The sequence below is a fragment of the Deferribacter autotrophicus genome (assembly GCF_008362905.1).
Taxonomy (GTDB): Bacteria; Chrysiogenota; Deferribacteres; order Deferribacterales; family Deferribacteraceae; genus Deferribacter; species Deferribacter autotrophicus.
The window spans coordinates 207,754-226,040 of the sequence record NZ_VFJB01000001.1; the positions used below are offsets into that span (position 1 = coordinate 207,754).

General features: G+C 32.1%; 14 protein-coding genes and 1 tRNA gene. 3 read left to right on the forward strand and 12 right to left on the reverse strand.

Translation table 11 applies throughout. The features are described 5' to 3' along the window. The 6 genes from FHQ18_RS00955 to deoC are packed head-to-tail and all read right to left on the reverse strand — an operon-like array spanning position 1 to position 6,284. Entirely contained in the window at positions 1 to 699 is a 699-nt protein-coding gene (locus FHQ18_RS00955; RefSeq protein ID WP_149265295.1) for a diacylglycerol kinase, read from the reverse strand. A gap of 3 nt (positions 700 to 702) precedes the next feature. Further along, positions 703 to 1,161 (reverse strand): rRNA maturation RNase YbeY, encoded by a 459-nt coding sequence (ybeY, locus tag FHQ18_RS00960; RefSeq protein ID WP_223144560.1) that lies wholly within the window; start codon positions 1,159 to 1,161, stop codon positions 703 to 705. Beyond that, positions 1,151 to 2,122 carry a PhoH family protein gene (locus FHQ18_RS00965; protein WP_149265296.1) on the reverse strand — a complete coding sequence of 324 codons (972 nt, stop codon included), beginning with the start codon at positions 2,120 to 2,122 and terminating at the stop codon, positions 1,151 to 1,153. The genes ybeY and FHQ18_RS00965 overlap by 11 nt, the downstream gene beginning before the upstream one ends. Further along, a complete protein-coding gene (locus tag FHQ18_RS00970) occupies positions 2,106 to 4,739 on the reverse strand; it encodes a CBS domain-containing protein (RefSeq protein WP_149265297.1) in 2,634 nt (877 codons plus the stop codon). The genes FHQ18_RS00965 and FHQ18_RS00970 overlap by 17 nt, the downstream gene beginning before the upstream one ends. Positions 4,740 to 4,741: 2 nt before the next feature. Next, on the reverse strand, positions 4,742 to 5,623 hold the full coding sequence (gene xerD / locus FHQ18_RS00975) for a site-specific tyrosine recombinase XerD (RefSeq protein WP_149265298.1): 882 nt from the start codon (positions 5,621 to 5,623) through the stop codon (positions 4,742 to 4,744). Continuing rightward, positions 5,610 to 6,284, reverse strand: coding sequence for a deoxyribose-phosphate aldolase (gene deoC, locus FHQ18_RS00980; protein ID WP_188020308.1), 675 nt, complete (start codon positions 6,282 to 6,284; stop codon positions 5,610 to 5,612). Before deoC ends, xerD begins: the two co-directional genes overlap by 14 nt. Before the next feature lie 117 nt (positions 6,285 to 6,401). On the opposite strand from deoC, the gene FHQ18_RS12815 reads away from it, so the two are divergent. Beyond that, on the forward strand, positions 6,402 to 8,696 hold the full coding sequence (locus FHQ18_RS12815) for an NADP-dependent malic enzyme (protein WP_149265300.1): 2,295 nt from the start codon (positions 6,402 to 6,404) through the stop codon (positions 8,694 to 8,696). Positions 8,697 to 8,845: 149 nt separating this feature from the next. After that, positions 8,846 to 10,078 carry an NAD(P)/FAD-dependent oxidoreductase gene (locus tag FHQ18_RS00990; protein WP_149265301.1) on the forward strand — a complete coding sequence of 411 codons (1,233 nt, stop codon included), beginning with the start codon at positions 8,846 to 8,848 and terminating at the stop codon, positions 10,076 to 10,078. 4 nt (positions 10,079 to 10,082) lie between these two features. On the opposite strand, the gene der is transcribed toward FHQ18_RS00990, so the two are convergent. After that, the gene (der, locus tag FHQ18_RS00995; protein ID WP_149265302.1) at positions 10,083 to 11,402 is read right to left on the reverse strand and encodes a ribosome biogenesis GTPase Der; all 1,320 of its coding nucleotides are present in this window, start codon (positions 11,400 to 11,402) and stop codon (positions 10,083 to 10,085) included. Between the two features lie 31 nt (positions 11,403 to 11,433). Next, positions 11,434 to 12,891 (reverse strand): glutamate--tRNA ligase, encoded by a 1,458-nt coding sequence (gene gltX / locus FHQ18_RS01000; protein ID WP_149265303.1) that lies wholly within the window; start codon positions 12,889 to 12,891, stop codon positions 11,434 to 11,436. A gap of 74 nt (positions 12,892 to 12,965) precedes the next feature. Here gltX and FHQ18_RS01005 point away from each other — a divergent pair, with 74 nt between their 5' ends. Continuing rightward, positions 12,966 to 14,273 (forward strand): GGDEF domain-containing response regulator, encoded by a 1,308-nt coding sequence (locus FHQ18_RS01005; RefSeq protein WP_149265304.1) that lies wholly within the window; start codon positions 12,966 to 12,968, stop codon positions 14,271 to 14,273. A 611-nt stretch (positions 14,274 to 14,884) separates the two neighbouring features. Here FHQ18_RS01005 and FHQ18_RS01010 read toward each other — a convergent pair. The 4 genes from FHQ18_RS01010 to FHQ18_RS01025 all read right to left on the reverse strand — a co-directional run bounded on the left by FHQ18_RS01010 (position 14,885) and on the right by FHQ18_RS01025 (position 18,286). After that, positions 14,885 to 14,960, reverse strand: a tRNA-Phe gene (locus tag FHQ18_RS01010). Between the two features lie 67 nt (positions 14,961 to 15,027). Next, entirely contained in the window at positions 15,028 to 15,813 is a 786-nt protein-coding gene (locus FHQ18_RS01015) for an IclR family transcriptional regulator (RefSeq protein ID WP_149265305.1), read from the reverse strand. A 403-nt stretch (positions 15,814 to 16,216) separates the two neighbouring features. Next, positions 16,217 to 17,959 carry a methyl-accepting chemotaxis protein gene (locus tag FHQ18_RS01020; RefSeq protein ID WP_246798611.1) on the reverse strand — a complete coding sequence of 581 codons (1,743 nt, stop codon included), beginning with the start codon at positions 17,957 to 17,959 and terminating at the stop codon, positions 16,217 to 16,219. Between the two features lie 57 nt (positions 17,960 to 18,016). Further along, complete coding sequence (locus FHQ18_RS01025; protein WP_149265307.1) at positions 18,017 to 18,286, reverse strand: HP0495 family protein; 270 nt, start codon at positions 18,284 to 18,286, stop codon at positions 18,017 to 18,019. Between the last annotated feature and the right edge of the window lies 1 nt (position 18,287).

The following is an 18,287-nucleotide window of genomic DNA, read 5'->3' on the forward strand; positions in this document are numbered from 1 at the left end:
CTATAAAAAAAATTTATACATTAAAAAGGTCACCGAAGTACCTAATATTGCACCAAAAATTACTTCTGTGGTGTTATGTATCTTCAGTTGAACCCTTGATTGACAAACAAGAATAGCAAGTAAAAAAACCATTATAATCACCATAACATCCTTAGTTAAATATGTTATGGAAACAAGAATTGAAAACGCTGTTGCAGCATGCCCAGATGGCATCCCACCATGTAACGGTTCACCTCTACCAAAAATTGCCTTTAACACTACCACTAATAATATCGTGATAAATAAAGAGATGACAGCTAAGTGGGACGGTAAACCAGGCAATCTTTTTAAAGCAAAACCTGCATATTCTTTAATCCTATCAAATAGTACAAAATATCCGACAAAAATAGCTCCAAATGCAGTAGTCAATACGGCACCGGCCGCTACATCTTTTATATGCTTTGCCTCTTCACTCTCTTCTTTGCATATATAATCAACAATATACTCTATCGCAGTATTAAAAAGCTCAGCAGCAATAACCAAAGTAATGGTAATGGCAAGTATAATATATTCTAAAAATTTTAATTTAAAAAATAGAGCAAAAAACAGAATTAGAATCGCCAAAATAGTATGAATTTTTAAATTTCGTTCATGCCTTACTGCGTAAATTATCCCTTCAATAGCAAAACCTAAGGATTTCCACCAACTATCAGATTTCATATACTAACTGCATATTTTTTCATTTATTAAACTCTTTAATATACCTTCCTGTAAATCAAACATTTCTTCTTCACTTTGCTTGCTCCTCTCATGGTCAAAACCTAACAAGTGGAGCAATCCATGTATATATAAAAATGAAACTTCCCTATCTAATGGAAAACCGTGTTCACTGCTAAATTCTTTAGCTTTATCAATACTTATCACAATATCACCCAACATTCCATCAGAAATTTCATCCTCATTCATCGGAAAAGATAAAACATCAGTGGGATTATCCATTCCTCTAAACTGTTTATTTATTTCCCTTATTTCATCATTATCACACAAAACAATTGAAATTTCAGCAAAATCTAATGAATATCCAACCATTTCGAGAACCTTACGTGTGATTTTTTCAAAAAAATCCTCAGAAAAACCGGAATCAACACGGTCATCAATTAGTAAGTTTATCTCATTTCTCACTTTCTGACTCATATTTTTCATAAGCTTTAATTATCCTCTGAACAAGAGGGTGTCTTACCACATCTTTTTCCGTAAAATTGATAAATTTTATCCCTTCCACATTCTTCAATATATTTTTAACCATCACAAGACCAGACTGTTTATCTTTTGGTAAATCTATCTGTGTAATATCACCTGTTATAACTGCCTTTGAATTAAAACCAAGCCTTGTCAAAAACATTTTCATCTGCTCAACCGTAGTATTCTGTGCTTCATCAAGGATAATAAACGAATCATCCAAAGTCCTTCCACGCATAAAAGCAAGGGGTGCAAGCTCGATTACACCTTTTTCTATTAACTTTGCAGCTTTATCAATACTTAACATACTGTAAAGAGCATCATATAATGGCCTCAAATAAGGGGTTATTTTATCTGCTATATCCCCTGGCAAAAATCCTAACCTTTCACCCGCTTCCACTGCAGGACGTGTCAAAATTATTCTATTAACCATCTTATTTAAATAAAGATTTATGGCCATAGCCATAGCAAGATATGTTTTACCCGTCCCTGCAGGACCAATACCAAAAACCACATCAAAATCTCTTATAGCATTTATATATTCATGTTGCTTCTTTGTTTTAGGTGTAACTCGTTTTACAAATCCTGCCACTTTTATATGATCAGTAAGTATTGATGATATTTTTTCATCTTTATCATCCTTAATCATATTTATTGCATCAGAAACATCTTCAGCACTGACATCCCTAACAAGAGCCACATGTTTTAAGTGGTCCAAAAGCTTAACTGTTTTTTCCACATTATCATAGTCACCTTTTATAATAAACTCTGAACCTCTTACTACTATTTTTACATCCATTCGATCTTTTATTGTCCTTAAGTTATCATCATTTGCACCTAAAATAATAGGAATAATCGGTTCTTGAATTGTGACTACCTTTTTAATCTCAACAATCTCTTTCACAAGAAAGCTCCTCAAAAATCTTTTTTGCCATCATTTTTTCGTCCTCCATAGTTTTTATAATACCATCAAGTTTCATATCCAACAACTTTTCAAGCACAACCTTGAATTTTTTAGATGGTTTATACCCTAAAGATATCAGAGTATCACCATTAATTTCAAGACTAACATGTTTAATCCTAAGAAAATAATCTTTTATATACTCCTCATATTTTTCCCCAATAATAGCTGCAGTATAAAAAACGAATTCATCTTCAACCTCTTTAAACTGATTATATACAAAAGAAGGTTGTATCACCTTCTGTTTTTTAAACTTGATGGCAGCATTTCTTGCTTTTAAAATTTGCGTTAAAAAATGCTTTTTATAGCTTTTTGTAAATTCGAATCTCGTCATTAATTTTTGCAAACCAGCCACTTTTAGAGGATGGAAAAGTAGAGAAAATCTCGTCTTCCAAACTTCAAGCTCTTTTTTAAATTGAATATTAAACCAATTTAGTAGTTTTTCTAGATACTCAAAATCTTCCAATCTGTCCTTTGATAAATATATATTTTCATGAAAAAATTTCAATACTTCATAATCCTGCAGCATTTTTAAGGCTTTTATATAATCTTTTTCACTTAAAATATATTTCATTTCTAAAAACAACCGTTGTCCAACAATTCTATCAATAAGCTTTAAATTCACTGCATGTTTCAACAATCTTTCAGTATGGGGACCAATTTCAAAATTAAAACGAACTGCAAACCTGATTGCCCTAAAAATTCTCGATGGGTCATCCACAAAACTCAAGTTGTGCAACACCCTGATTTTTTTATCCCTTATATCAGACTGCGCTCCAAAATAATCAATCAACTGACCAAATTCATCTTTGTTAAGTTTTATTGCCATAGTATTTATTGTGAAATCTCTTCGATATAGATCAGTTTTAATGGATGAATCTTCCACAACTGGAGCTGCAGCAGGAAAATCGTAATACTCTATTCTAGCAGTAGCAAAATCAATTCTGAAATCATCTTTCATTATAACCACAGCAGTTTTGAATTTATAATGAGCCGATACCTTTGCTCCTTTTATTTTCGCGTACTTTTTAGCCAAAATAACAGCATCACCCTCCACCACAATATCTATATCGTAATTTTCTATCTTCATTATAAGATCTCTTACAAATCCCCCCACAACATAAGCATTCATACCCAACTCTTGTGCCATCTCACCAATTTCCTGTAAAATATTGAAAATCTTTTCAGGCAATCTATCTTTCATCAAATTTTTTACATTTTTAAACCTTCTACTATCCATCTGAGAAATTCGACCCATTATATATTTGGGTGTCTTACTCAACTCAGACATTGCCCTAATAAAATCAGTTCTAGTAATGACCCCCACAAGCTTTCCATCTTCTTCCACAGGCACAAGTTTTTGTCTTTTTTCAAGAATAATATCTTCTACCAAATGAAAGGGAGTTTCAGGATTCACAGTATAAAATTCTGTCTGCATAATAGAATTTACAGGTTCATTTGATAAACCATGTTTAATCCCTTGTAAAATATCTTTTCTTGAAATTAGCCCCACTGTCTTTCCATTTTTTACCACAGGCATAGTGTTAAGATTATATTTCATAAAAAGTTCTAAAGCTTCTTTAAACTTTTTATCATGCTCAATATACTTAACCGGAAAAGTCATAAATTCTTTTGCAATCTTAACAGGCTTAATGTTTTCTTTTATCAGATATTTCAGCTTTTCAAGCGATTCATGCAACGTCATGTCTTTAATTATGGCACTTGCAGCATAAGGATGCCCACCACCTTTAAATCCCTCTGCAATCTTACTTACATCAATCTCATCAGCATTGCTTCTGCCAATAAAAAGGACTCTATCTTCCACTCTAACAAGTATAAAAAGAGCATCAAGCCCCTCAATGTACATAATTTTATGTGCAAGGATAGAAACCTCACTTACATATTCATCATGACTAGCATAAGAAACACCAACAGAAAAATTTGCAATTTTTAAAACAGTTAGGTTTTGCAACAACTGATTTAAAATAAAAACTTGAGCCTTGTTTAATTCTCTATTTATATAAATTGGCACCGCTGATAACTCTCCACCATTTTCAATCAAATATGCAGCCGCATATAAATCCCTTGGAGTTGTATTACTAAATGTTAATAATCCTGTATCTTCATAAATCCCTAAAAGAAGAAATGTGGCAAGTTCACTATCCATTTCCAAGTTTTTCACTTTTATTCTTTCAGTGATGATGGTAGAAGTTGAACCAAAATTAAAAATAAACTCTTCATCTGCCTCAATATCTTTACCACTAATAGGATGATGATCATAAATAATAACTCTCTTTGCTCTATCAAGCAGTAAAGCAGCCTCTCCCAAACGTTCTTTAATTTTGCAATCCGTTATAATTATTAATTCTATATCTTCATCAACTATCTCATTCACATGTTTTAGAGGAATATTAATATCATAATTCCTTATAAACTTTTTAATATTTTCATCAAAACCTGTAGTATAAACTATAAAGTCACATGCATGCACTTTGAGAGCAGCATAAGCACTAGCAATTGCATCGAAGTCAGGATTTACATGCGTCAAGACTATCTTCAAAGTTACCTCTTAAACCTTGGATGATAATTTAGAAGACTTTCACGCATTTTATCATCTGCAACTTGTGTGTAAATTTCAGTTGTAGAAATGGATGCATGTCCAAGTAATAGTTGAATTATTCTCAAATCTGCACCATTTGCTAATAAATGGGTAGCAAATGAATGACGAAAACTATGGGGAGAAATATTCTTTTTAATATCAGCTTTTTCTGCATACTTTTTCACAATATTCCAGCAATAAACTCTGCTCAATTTTTTCCCATTTTTATTCAAAAAAAGATAACCTTCATCCCTTCCTTTAACTAAGTAATTATGTCTTATATGCAAATAATTTTCTAATATTTCAATAAGATTTTTATGAATAGGTACAAAACGCTCTTTATTCCCTTTCCCTTTTACCTTAATTACACCCCTCTTAAAATCACAATCTGATACTTTTATATTTATAAGTTCCGAAACTCTAACTCCAGAAGAATATAACAACTTCAGAATCACTTTATCCCTTAAACCAACTGCGGTACTTGTATCAACCGTGTCAAAAATCCTTTTGACTTCATCTTCTGTTAAAAATTCAGGCAATTTAAACCACTTTTTAGGTTTATCCAATAAAACAATAGGATTCTTATCAATCTTTTTTTCCTTGATCAAAAAATCAAAAAAAGATGATAAACTTGATAATTTTCTTAAAACAGTTTCTACTGCATATTTTTTACTTAAAAGCTCTTTTATATATGAAAGAATAGACTCTACACTATCATACTTGATTTTATTTCTTTTAACAAATTCAACATACCCTTTTAAGTCTCTAACATAGGCCTCAACACTGTTTTTAGATAATGATTCCTCATTAATCAAATAATGTCTGTAAAAATCAATTTCTTTCATATTGAACTATGATATCCTCCACATTACTCATTCCTAACCTGTCAGCTCCTGCTTTTAAAAACAAGACAGCTTGTTCATATGTTTTAATTCCGCCAGATGCTTTTATTTTAATTTTATCACCAAACTTATCTTTAATCAATGCAACATCAGATAGCCTTGCCCCAGAACTTCCAAACCCAGTACTGGTTTTAACATAATCAACATTCGCATCAATTAAAAGTTTCACTGCATCAATTATTTGTTTTTCTGATAAATAACATGTTTCTATAATAACTTTCATTATTTTATTTTTAATTAACTTTCTAATACCTGTTAACTCCTGCAAAACCGTTTTATAGTCATTTTCAAGAAATTTTGAGATGTTCATAACCACATCATATTCATCAATCCCTATATTTTTTCCATAGCTTATTTCAATTGATTTATTATCCATAAAATCATACCCAAACGGGAAACCTATTACAGTTATGGTTTTAAAACTTCTCTGACTAAATAATTCTTTATTTTCATATAGTTTGCTTATAGGCAAACATAATCCATAAAAATTATACCTTTCACAATATGCTATATATTTTTTTATTATTTCATTAGTAATATCACCCTTCAAATAAGTTATATCGATTTTTTCTATAACATCTCTTGGTTCAATATAAATTTTCATAATATTGAATTCCTCCTCACGAAAAATTTCATTTTTTTGTTTACATATCAATTCAGTTGATTTATAGTTTACATGAAACATTACTTATGGTCAATAACAACATATCGGAGGTCTTTTATGGAAAAGAAAGGAAAAATAACCAGAGAGGAAGCTCTTGAATATCACGCAGGAGCGAGACCAGGTAAAATCGAAGTAGTACCAACAAAACCATGTTATACTCAAAGAGAACTATCTCTTGCCTACACTCCAGGAGTGGCAATACCATGTAAAGAGATTGAAAAAGATCCTAACTTAGCTTTTGAATATACTGCTAAAGGTAATCTTGTTGCCGTAGTATCAAACGGTACAGCTGTTTTGGGACTTGGAAATATTGGTGCCCTTGCTGGCAAACCTGTTATGGAAGGAAAAGGGGTTTTATTTAAAAGATTTGCTGATGTCGATGTTTTCGATATAGAAGTAAATTCACAGAATCCTGATGATGTAATAAAAGTATGTGAACTTTTAGAGCCAACCTTCGGTGGTATAAACCTTGAAGATATAAAAGCACCTGACTGCTTCTACATTGAAGAAGAATTAAAAAAGAGATTATCAATACCTGTCTTTCATGACGACCAACATGGAACTGCTATTATTGCAGCAGCTGCCCTTTTAAACGCTCTTGAACTTGTTGATAAAAAAATAGATGAAATAAAAATTGTAATTAATGGTGCTGGGGCTGCAGGAATTGCCATTGGGAAGTTACTCCTTTCTCTTGGTGCTAAAAAAGAAAACATAATCATGTGTGATACAAAAGGTGTTATTTATAAAGGTCGTAAAGAAGGAATGAATAAATACAAAGAAGAATTTGCCATAGAAACGGATAAAAGAACACTTGAAGAGGCAATGGATGGTGCTGACGTTTTTATGGGTCTTTCTGTAAAAGGTGCTGTTACTAAAAAAATGGTAAAAATGATGTCTAGAAACCCTATCATTATGGCAATGGCTAATCCTGATCCTGAAATCACCCCTGAAGAAGTGGCTGAAGTTAGAGGCGATGCAATTATGGCAACTGGTAGATCAGACTATCCAAACCAGGTAAATAATGTTCTTGGTTTTCCATTTATTTTCCGCGGGGCCCTTGATGTAAGAGCAAAAGCCATCAATGAAGAAATGAAACTTGCTGCTGTAAAAGCCCTTGCTGCTTTAGCAAAAGAGGATGTACCTGAAAATGTATGTAAAGCATATGGAGTTGAAAGAATCGAGTTTGGTAAAGATTATATTATTCCAAAACCTTTTGATCCAAGAGTATTAACTTGGGTTGCTCCTGCTGTAGCTAAAGCTGCTATGGATTCTGGTGTTGCAAGAAAACCAATTGAAGATTTTGAAAAATATAAAGACTATCTTGAATCAAGACTTTCCTTTGCAAAAGAATTTACTAGAGAAATTATTCATATTGCTAAACAAACTCCAAAAAGAATTGTTATGCCAGAAGGTGATTTTGAAAAAGTGCTTCGTGCTGCTCAAAAAATTGTTGAAGAAGGATTTGGGACACCTATTCTACTCGGAGACAAATCAAATATTCTTTCCATTGCAGAAAAATACAATATCAATTTAAATGGTTGTGAAATTATTGAGCCTGCTAAATCTGAAAAACTGGATGAATATGCTAAGCAACTCTTTGAAATGAGACAAAGAAAAGGGATGACATTGGTAGAAGCAAAAAGAAAACTATCAAAAGTTTATAACTATTATGCAGCATTAATGGTTTTAAACGGTGAAGCTGACTGCTTACTTACAGGCTATTCAAGGAGCTATGGCGACTCTATAAAACCACTTCTTGAGACATTATCTCTTCAAAAAGGTTACACTGTTCCTTCAGGCTCATACTTCATGGTATTTAAAAATAGATTAGTGCTCTGTGCTGACACAACTGTAAATATTGATCCTGATGCTGAACAACTTGCCCAAATAGCAATTCAATCAGCTGAAACTTTAGAAAAATTTGGAATCGAGCCTAAAATAGCTATGCTCAGTTTTTCAAACTTTGGTAGTGTAAGAATTCCTAGAACAATAAAGGTAGCAGAAGCGATAAAAATTGTAAAAGAAAAATATCCTGAACTCATTATTGATGGAGATATGCAAGCTGATACTGCTACTTATCCACCTATTGCAGAAGAAGCATTCCCATTCTCAGAAATAAAAGGGGACGCAAATATACTTATCTTCCCTAACCTGGAAGCTGGTAACATTGCATACAAATTGCTTTACAGACTTGGTAATGGCATTGCAATTGGACCAATTCTTCAGGGATTCTGCAAATCTGTTCACGTTTTACAAAGAGGTAGTGATGTAAATGAAATCGTTAACATGGCTGCAATTGCAGTGGTTGACGCAGAATGGAAAGAAAATAACAAGGATAAAATCTGCTTATAAATTATCCAATTAAACAAACAGCTACATCAAAGGGCGCTTATTAAGCGCCCTTTTCTATTTCCAAACCAATTCTTCTACTATTCTGCTTGAAATTATAATTATTTTAATTTATAGAAATATTATCTTCAAATTTTTAAGGAGTATTCAGATTGAAAAAGATTGTAATAATAGGTGCGGGTTTTGGAGGGCTTAATGCAGCTAAGATTCTGTGCAAAAATAAAAAGCTAAATATTACCATCATTGATAAAAAAAACCATCATTTATTTCAACCGCTTCTATATCAGGTTGCCACTGCAGGACTCAATGAGTCGGATATAGCCTATCCTATTCGCAGCATCTTTCGAAATAAAAAAAATGTCACTGTATATAAAGAAACTGTAATCGATTTTGATTTCAATACCAAGACTGTAATCACAGATTCAAATAAACACAGTTACGACTATCTCATCATCGCATGTGGTGCTGTAGAAAATTATTTCGGAAAAGATAAATGGGCTAAATATGCTCCAACCTTAAAAAATCTTAACCATGCACAGCAACTTAGGAATAAAATTTTAAATGCTTTTGAAATGGCAGAAAAAACAAAAGATGATAATGAAAAAAGAAAATATTTAACATTTGTAGTAATCGGTGGCGGTCCCACAGGGGTAGAACTTGCTGGTGCTATTGGTGAAATGACAAGATTTACCCTAGCAAAAGACTTCAGAAATATTGATCCACGCCTTTCAAGAATTATTCTTATTGAAGCAGCCGATAAAATCCTTGCAACCTTTGATGATAAACTGATTAATAAAGCAGTAAGAAATCTTGAGTCTTTAGGTGTCCAGGTATGGACAAAAAGTATGGTCACGGATATCGATGAAAAAGGCGTTACAATAGGCAATGAGAGATTAGAATCTGCTACAATAATCTGGGCTGCAGGAATTAAAGCCAATCCATTGTCTGAAAAATTGCCTGGCAATAAGGATAAAATGGGGCGAATCATCGTAAATAAAGATCTCTCCATTGAAAATTATCCGGATGTTTTTGTGGTAGGTGATCTTGCCCATTTTGAGCAAAATGGAAAAATATTGCCTGGTATTGCCCCGGTTGCCATGCAACAAGGGAAATTCGTAGCAAAATTAATTTTAGCCGAACTTAAAGGCAAAAAAAGAACACAATTTAAATATTTTGACAAAGGTCAGATGGCCACAATAGGTAGAAGTAAAGCTATTGCTGAAATTAAAAATTTAAAATTATCAGGTTTCATAGCCTGGATTACCTGGATTTTGGTACACATTATGTACTTAACCGGATTCAAAAATAGAATATTTGTAATGCTTCAGTGGGCCTGGTCCTACCTCACATTGAAAAAAGGAGCAAGGCTGATAATAGACGATTAACAAACTAAAACTCTTTCTTCTCTCCTCGCTTTCTATAATTAACAATTAGCGGAACACCTCTAAATCCAAAACTTTCACGAAGCTGATTAACTATAAATCTTCTATAAGAAAAGTGAACGGCATCAGGATAATTAACGAAAACAACAAACTCAGGCGGTTTCACCCCTACCTGTGTCATATAATAAAATTTAACCCTTCTGTTTCTAACAACAGGTGGTTGATGTTTCATTTGCACTTCTTCAAGTAATTTATTCAATTTTGAAGTTTGAATCCGTTTTGTATATTCTTTATATAGTTCATTAACCGCATCAAAAATCTTATAAATGTTTTTACCGGTTACAGCAGAAATAAACAAAACAGGCGGATTATTTAAAAACTTAAACTTCTCTGCAATTTCTCTTCTAAATTTATTACCGAGTTTTTCATCCTTTTCCACAGCATCCCATTTGTTTACCGCAATCACCACTGGCCTGCCAGCCTCATAAGCATCTGCAATAACTTTTACATCCCTTTCGGTAACACCCTGTGTAGCATCAATAAGCCCTACAGCAATATCGGCTCTTTCTATGGCATCGTAACTTCTGTAATATCCATATTTCTCTATCCTATCTTTAAACATTACAGACTTTTTGCGAAGTCCGGCTGTATCAATAAGAATATATTTCTCATCATTATACTCAAAAAAAGTATCTACACTATCTCGCGTAGTACCTGGAATAGGAGTAACAATTAATCTTTCTTCTTTTAACCATTTATTTATCAAACTTGATTTACCAACATTCGGCCTTCCCACCACCACAATTTTTATCCTACTTTCCGCATCAATTTCATCGTCTTCCACAACATTTTCAGCAATCTTATCCAACAATTCATCTATATTTTTACCATGAGTGGCGCTTATAGGTATAATCTCATCAACACCTAAAGCATAAAACTCCAAAACATTAGCTTCGCTCTTTTCATTATCAATCTTATTAACCGCCAAAATAAACGGCTTCTCTTTCTCTCTCAAAATATTGCAAACAATTTCATCAAGAGGGTGTACTCCCTCTTTTCCATCCACCAAAAAAATGAAGAAATCAGACTCATCAAGGGAAGCGTAAAACTGCTTTAACATCTCTTTTTTTAAAAGATCTTCCCTCAAATCATAACCGCATGTATCCAGAATTTTAAACTTCTTCCCCTGCCATTCGGCAATATACTCGATCCTATCTCTGGTAACACCGGGCATATCATCCACAATGGCAATACGCCTGCCGGCTATCCTGTTAAACAGCGTGGATTTCCCCACATTTGGTCTTCCTATAATCCCAACAGTAAACATCAAAACTCCTAAATCTCAAACTTTTTATAAATCATTGTTTTTCAATTAATTCTAAAACTTCTTTAACCCTCTTTATAACTTCATCCTTACCAAGATTGATTACCAGTTTATCAAGCTCAGGCCCTTTTGTTAACCCAGAGACACCGATTCTTATAACCATAAAAAGGCTTTTACCTTTAGCACCAGTAGATTTTTGCACATTTTTCACAATAGATTTATAAATCTGTTCATCCAATTTATCAACCTTTTCAATTTCAGATAAAAAGGTTTTCAAAACAGGGATTGATGTTTCCAGTGCAAGTAACTCTTTAGCCTTTTCATCAAACACAGTATTGAGTTTAAAATAAACTTCTATATATTGCGAAATGTCAGACAACAACTCAAGATTATCCTTAACGGATTCAATCATATCTGCTAACAAATCAAAATTTTCCTCAACATAAGCCTCATTCACCAAGCCACTTGAAACAAGATATGGTACACACAATTTTGCAAGCTCTTCTTTACTCTTATTTCTGATATATATGCCATTCATCCATTTCAATTTTTCAAAATCAAAAACCGCAGCACTTTTTGACACCCTATCAAGTGAAAAGGCCTCTATCAGCTCTTCCTTTGATAAAACTTCTTTTTCTTCAGGATGAGACCAGGATAAAAGTGCCAAATAATTAAACAACGCCTCTGGCAAATACCCCTTTTCCCTAAACTGATTTACACTAGTATCACCATGTCTTTTACTGAGCTTGGAGTGATCAGGCCCCAATATCATTGGAATATGTGCAAATTTAGGAACTTCAAAACCTAAAGCTCTATAAATTAAAACCTGTTTAGGAGTATTGCTTAAATGGTCATCACCTCTAATAACATGAGTAATCTTCATCAACGCATCATCTATCACCACAACAAAATTATATACTGGCGTTCCATCAGGTCTTACAATAATAAAATCACCAAATGCATCGGTTTTAAAAGTAATTTCGCCTTTGATAATATCGTATATAGTAACTTCCTCATCCTCTACTTTGAAACGAATAGATGCCTTCTTACCCTCCTTTTCAAGAGCTTCAATTTCTTGAGGGGTTAAATTGCGACATTTACCATTATATCTCGGTGGTTTCCCTTCTTTAAGCGCTTTTTCCTTCATCTCTTCAAGTTCTTCTTTAGAACAAAAACATTTGTACGCTTTACCTTCATCAAGTAACTTTTGTACATATTTTTTATATATATCAAAGCGCTCAGTCTGTTTATAAGGACCATAATCACCACCTTTGATTGGTCCTTCATCCCAATCAAGCCCTAACCATTGTAAGTCTTCATAGATTAGTTTTTCACTCTCTAAAGTCGACCTTTCAAGGTCAGTATCCTCTATTCTTAAAATAAAACTTCCTTTTTGATTTCTTGCAAATAAATAATTGAACAATGCCGTTCTCACATTACCTACATGTATATGACCAGTAGGACTTGGTGCGAATCTCACTCTAACAGCCATAATCCCTCCAACTAAATATTGAATATTTATTTTTTTTATAGTAAACTTTTTTTAAAGCTTAAGGTTTATTTATCATGAGAAAACACATACTTATAGCAGACACCTCTAAAGTGTCAAGATATGTTTTAGAAAACTACCTATCTGAAAAATTTAATGTGGCTTCTGTTTCATCTATATCCGAGGCTCTTGATATATCAAATGAGATTAAACCAGATTTAGTAATAATGAGTTATGAATTAAAAGACGGTAACGCTTTCCAGTTTTGTGAATCGTTAAAGGAAAAAAATCTGAATATTCCTCTCGTAATTATCACTTCTAACAAAGAAGAAATTTCAAAATATGATGCTTATGAGTATGGTATAATTGAATTTTTAGATAGAGATAAAATAGATGAATCCATTGTCGATATTGTTGACGAGATAATTAACTTATATTCAAATATTAATCTCTCAGATTCTTATATTGTGGCTGTGGATGATAGTATTACTCAATTAAAATTCATTGAAAATGTTTTACAACAAACTAATGCAAAATATAAGCTATTTTCTGATCCAAAAAAATTTTTAATGGAAATTGAAAAACAAATTCCAGACATATGTATTATCGACATTTTTATGGATGAAATTGACGGTATAGAGCTTACAAAGGCTATAAGAAAAAATAAAAAACTAGTAAACACAAGAATAGTAATACAAACAGGTTCAAGAGAAAGTAGCTTAATTAGAACACTCATTGTTTTTGGTGCTGATGACTACTTATTAAAACCATATTCACCAGAAGAGTTGCTTCTTAAAATCATAAATAATGTGAAAATAAAAAAAATTAATGATGAGCTTGATGAAATAAATAAAGAACTATTTTTAAAAGCAACAACTGACCCATTAACAAAACTTTACAACAGAAGATTTATTTTAGAACAACTAAATATTTTAATAGCAAATTTCAATAGATACCTCACCCCTTTTGCAGTAATAATTTTAGATCTAGATCACTTTAAACATATTAATGATACATATGGACATGATGTAGGAGATGACGTTCTTGTTCATTTTTCAAGCATTTTAAGGGCAACACTAAGAAAAACAGATATAATAGGAAGGTTTGGTGGTGAAGAATTTTTATGTTTAATCCCAAACATTTCAAATGAATCTATAGCTACAGTTGTAAGCAAGATATTATCAAACGTTCGAAGCTACAAAATAAAATCCAATAATGAGACAATAACTTTTACTGTGAGTATAGGTTGTTGTATTTTCAATAAAAACTACAAAACTAGTAATGAAATCATAAAATGTGCTGATGAAATGCTGTACATGGCTAAAAACAATGGTAGAAACAGAGCTTATTTAAAAATTGATGATGATATAATAGAAATTACATAACATTTAATTTTTTTTATCGAATAAAATTTTATAAATTTTTTGTCCATATTAAATATTATGCACAAATCAATCATTTGAAACTTCTAAAATATCTTTCCGTAACAGATATTTTAAATCTATTATGCTGAATTTTTTGCTCATCATAAAATTCATAACCACACTCTTTCACGGATCTGCCTTCGGCTAAAAATTATATTTTTTTGGATACACTTAAGAAAAGTTATGATTTGAGGATGTTGCATAATATAAAAATTGAAAAGCTGCAAAATTTCAATTTAATCTGTAACATATTTATAACAAAAAGATTGCTTCGCTTACGCTCGCTGGTGAGGATTCGGCTGTTCTGTCACCATTGAGGAGCGGCAGCGACGAAGCAATCTCTTATTTACTAAAAAGTTACAAGATTAGTCTTTTGTTATTGTGCAACATCCTCGATTTCTTATATTTATCTTATTTCATCAAAAAACACTTTATACCTTATGAAACAATTATGGTGCTTTATGCTAATTATTTAATTCTTATTTTCTATAAAGCTAGACTTTTCGGAGCTAGAAGTGCATAGCTTAAAAAGGAGTTTTAATCTAAGAGGGTAATAAAATGAGAAAAAAAGATGGTGCCCAGGGGCGGAATCGAACCACCGACACGAGGATTTTCAGTCCTCTGCTCTACCGACTGAGCTACCTGGGCTCCTCATCGAAGGCAAGAAGCTTTTACATAATTTATTCTATAATGTCAAGCACTTTTTAAAAATTTATCACCCTTGATAACCAAGCCTTTTTGATATCTCTCTTGCATACTTCTTTGCTACAGGATATATTTCATTAAAAATTTTATCATCAGTCATTCTGCAAGCAGGTCCAGTCACACTAAGAGCTGCAACAGGTACCCCTAAATAATCCTTTACAGGTACAGCAATACATCTAACTCTTTCTTCATACTCTTCATTATCTAAGGCATAATCATTTGCTAATACTTCTTTCAGATGTTTTTTCAATTCAGGCAAGGAAGTAATTGTATTTTCTGTATATCTTTTTAATCTAGCACCCATATAAATACTGTTAATTTCCTCTTCGGAAGCATAAGCAAGCTGGATTTTACCAATAGCAGTACAATACGCTGGCACATCTTTTCCTACTCTTGAAACTACCCTTACATTTTGATTTGCTTCCACAATATCTAAATATACAACAAACCCTTTTCTCAAAATACCAATATATACGGATTCATTTACCTCAGATACTATTTTTTCCATAAACGGTTTTGCAAGTTTTAAAATACCTAGCTTATTGATAAATTGTTGCCCCAAATTGAAAATTTCAATTCCAAGCCTGTAATTTTCTGTCTCGGGATTTTGCTCAATATACCCTCTAGACTCAAGGGTAGCCAATAATCTGAATACATTGTTCTTATGTAGCCCTAATGATTTACTCAATTCAGTAACACCAAATTCATCCTTATTTTCAGTTGTTCTAAACACTTCAAACAACTGCAATGCATGAAGCACTGATTGAACTAATTTTACATTTGCCTTATAAGTCACAACACACCTCTCAATTTTAATAAATATGTCATAAATCTAAATTAGCATACATAACCATTATTAAAAATATAACACTGTTAAATAAAAAATCAACACAATCAAACAATTTATGTAAATTTCTTATAACCAATTTTTTGAAATTTTTCAACACTACTTGTTTCAGGAGTCACCCCATTTTTTGCAAAAGGTTGTTTTATAGGTTTATGGGAAAACAGTTTGCGGGTTTAAGTTCCCATAAAACCGCCATGGATGGCGGTTTTAGAGGAACTTACCTCGGAGCCAAACTGGACGTTTGGCGAGAATGAGCAAAATGTTTTCCCATAAACAATTCCACATAACTTATTGACATATAAGCATAATTCAAAATAGTCTTAGTAAAAATGGGGTGACCCCAGTACTTGTTTTATTTACCTAAACAAAAAGCCTCTTTAGGATCAAAACCAATTCTGATGGCACCCCAATGATTTCCATCTATAAATATTGGAAAAGAAAGATCACAAAGAATTTCACCTGTATCTCTCATATATGTTTGCAATAAAAATTTTTCTCTATTTTTTGCAGCACTTATCCCCGTTGGATCATTATAAATCCTCTTATCTCTACTATTAATCAAATCTGCTTCATAATTACCTGTAAGTTGTTTTGAGTACTTCGAATTATGTGTAGGTGCATACCCATTTTTATCAACACACAACATAAAAATCCCCCCAGGCACCTCCTCTACACCTTTGTCATATATTGGCTGCAGTTCTTTTTCAAAATAAGAATCATAGCTTGTTTTATATTTTTGAGGATTTGTATCAGGTATGGGAATATAATTTATATCAAATACATTAATACCTCTATCTTTAAGTGACTTTATTCTTTCATAACAAAGGTCTCTGTATTTCATCCCAATATTTAATATTGACTCAAACTTACATTCTCCAGCACCAGTTTTAAATTTGGATACTAATACCTGCATAAGCTGTGTTTCTTTATTCAATTCATCTGTAGCAATATTTGCCTCATTCATTTTATCTAAAACATCTTTACTCAAAGAATGTATCTCCTCAACATTCTTATGGATTTCATCATTTGTTATTGACAACTCTTCAATTGCCGAAGCTATTTTCAATAATTGATCACTATTATTCTCAAAATCATTAATCATTTTTTCAAATTGTTTTGCTGTTTTATCAATAACCACTGTAGCTTCTTTAACATCTTTTACAATATGCTCACTTTCACCTTTGGTAGCATTAACATTATCTATCATATTTTTAATATTCTGATTAATTTCATCAGTAGCATCTTTAACTTTTTCAGCAAGTTTTCTCACTTCATCAGCAACAACTGCAAACCCCCTTCCATGTTCACCTGCTCTTGCAGCTTCAATAGCAGCATTTAATGCCAATAAATTAGTTTGATCCGCAATATCCTGAATTAAACCTAAAACTCCCTTAATCTTTTCAGAACTTAGACTTAACATATCTACAACACTTACAAAATGTTGAAACTGCTCATTTATCTTATTCACTTTATCTGCAATACTGTTCATCTTCACCAAAGAATCTTTGGCAGAATCTAAATTTTCCTTTGTCGTTTCTGTCACATATTGTGTATTTTTAGTGACTTCACAAATTGCAATATTTGCTTCATTACTTGCGTTAAATATAAACTGAGCAAGTTCATTTTGTTTTTCAGCATTAATAGTAGCCTGGCCTATTTTAGCCTTTACCTTTGCAGAACTTATCGCTATAAGTATTCCATGAGATCTTACATTATCAATGATTTCTCTAAGTTTTCTTATAAATTCATTATAACTATCTGAAAGACCTCTAAACTCATCATATGTAATAACAGGTAAATCTTGAGATAAATCCCCCTCACCTCTCCCAATTTCGTTAAAAATCTTAATAACTTTCTTTAATGGAACAAGTATTAGAAATCTTAAAAAATAAATAAGAAAAAAAGCTACAAATATAGATACTACTGAAATCACAATAAAATATAACGAGCCATCCTGTAATACTTTTCTTATCAGAGCTATATTCCCTTCTTCTGCATAAGATAAAAGTTTTGATTTTATATTAAAAAAAACTGCTATATTTATTAATTGAAGCAGAACTAAAACAGAAATATTACCAACCAGTTTCTTAGTCACAGAGTTAAATAGGTTCTTTTCTAAAAATAAATAAAGGTTCTTCAATATGTTTCTCCCTTACAAAAAATACTTTACCTCTTTAATGGCTTTAATCTTTTCATAATATGCAATTAATTCATCTTCATTCGATATCTCAACAATAACAGTAGCTGATATGTACTTATTCAACCTACTTTTTTCCCATTTAAGAGATAAAATTTCTTTTTGGCTAAAAATACCCTCAACATCTAAAATAAAACTATCACTATTTACACCAATAATTTTGAAAGTATATATTACCGGAAAATCAATTAAATCCTTTATTTTTTGTTTATCTATACCTTTCATA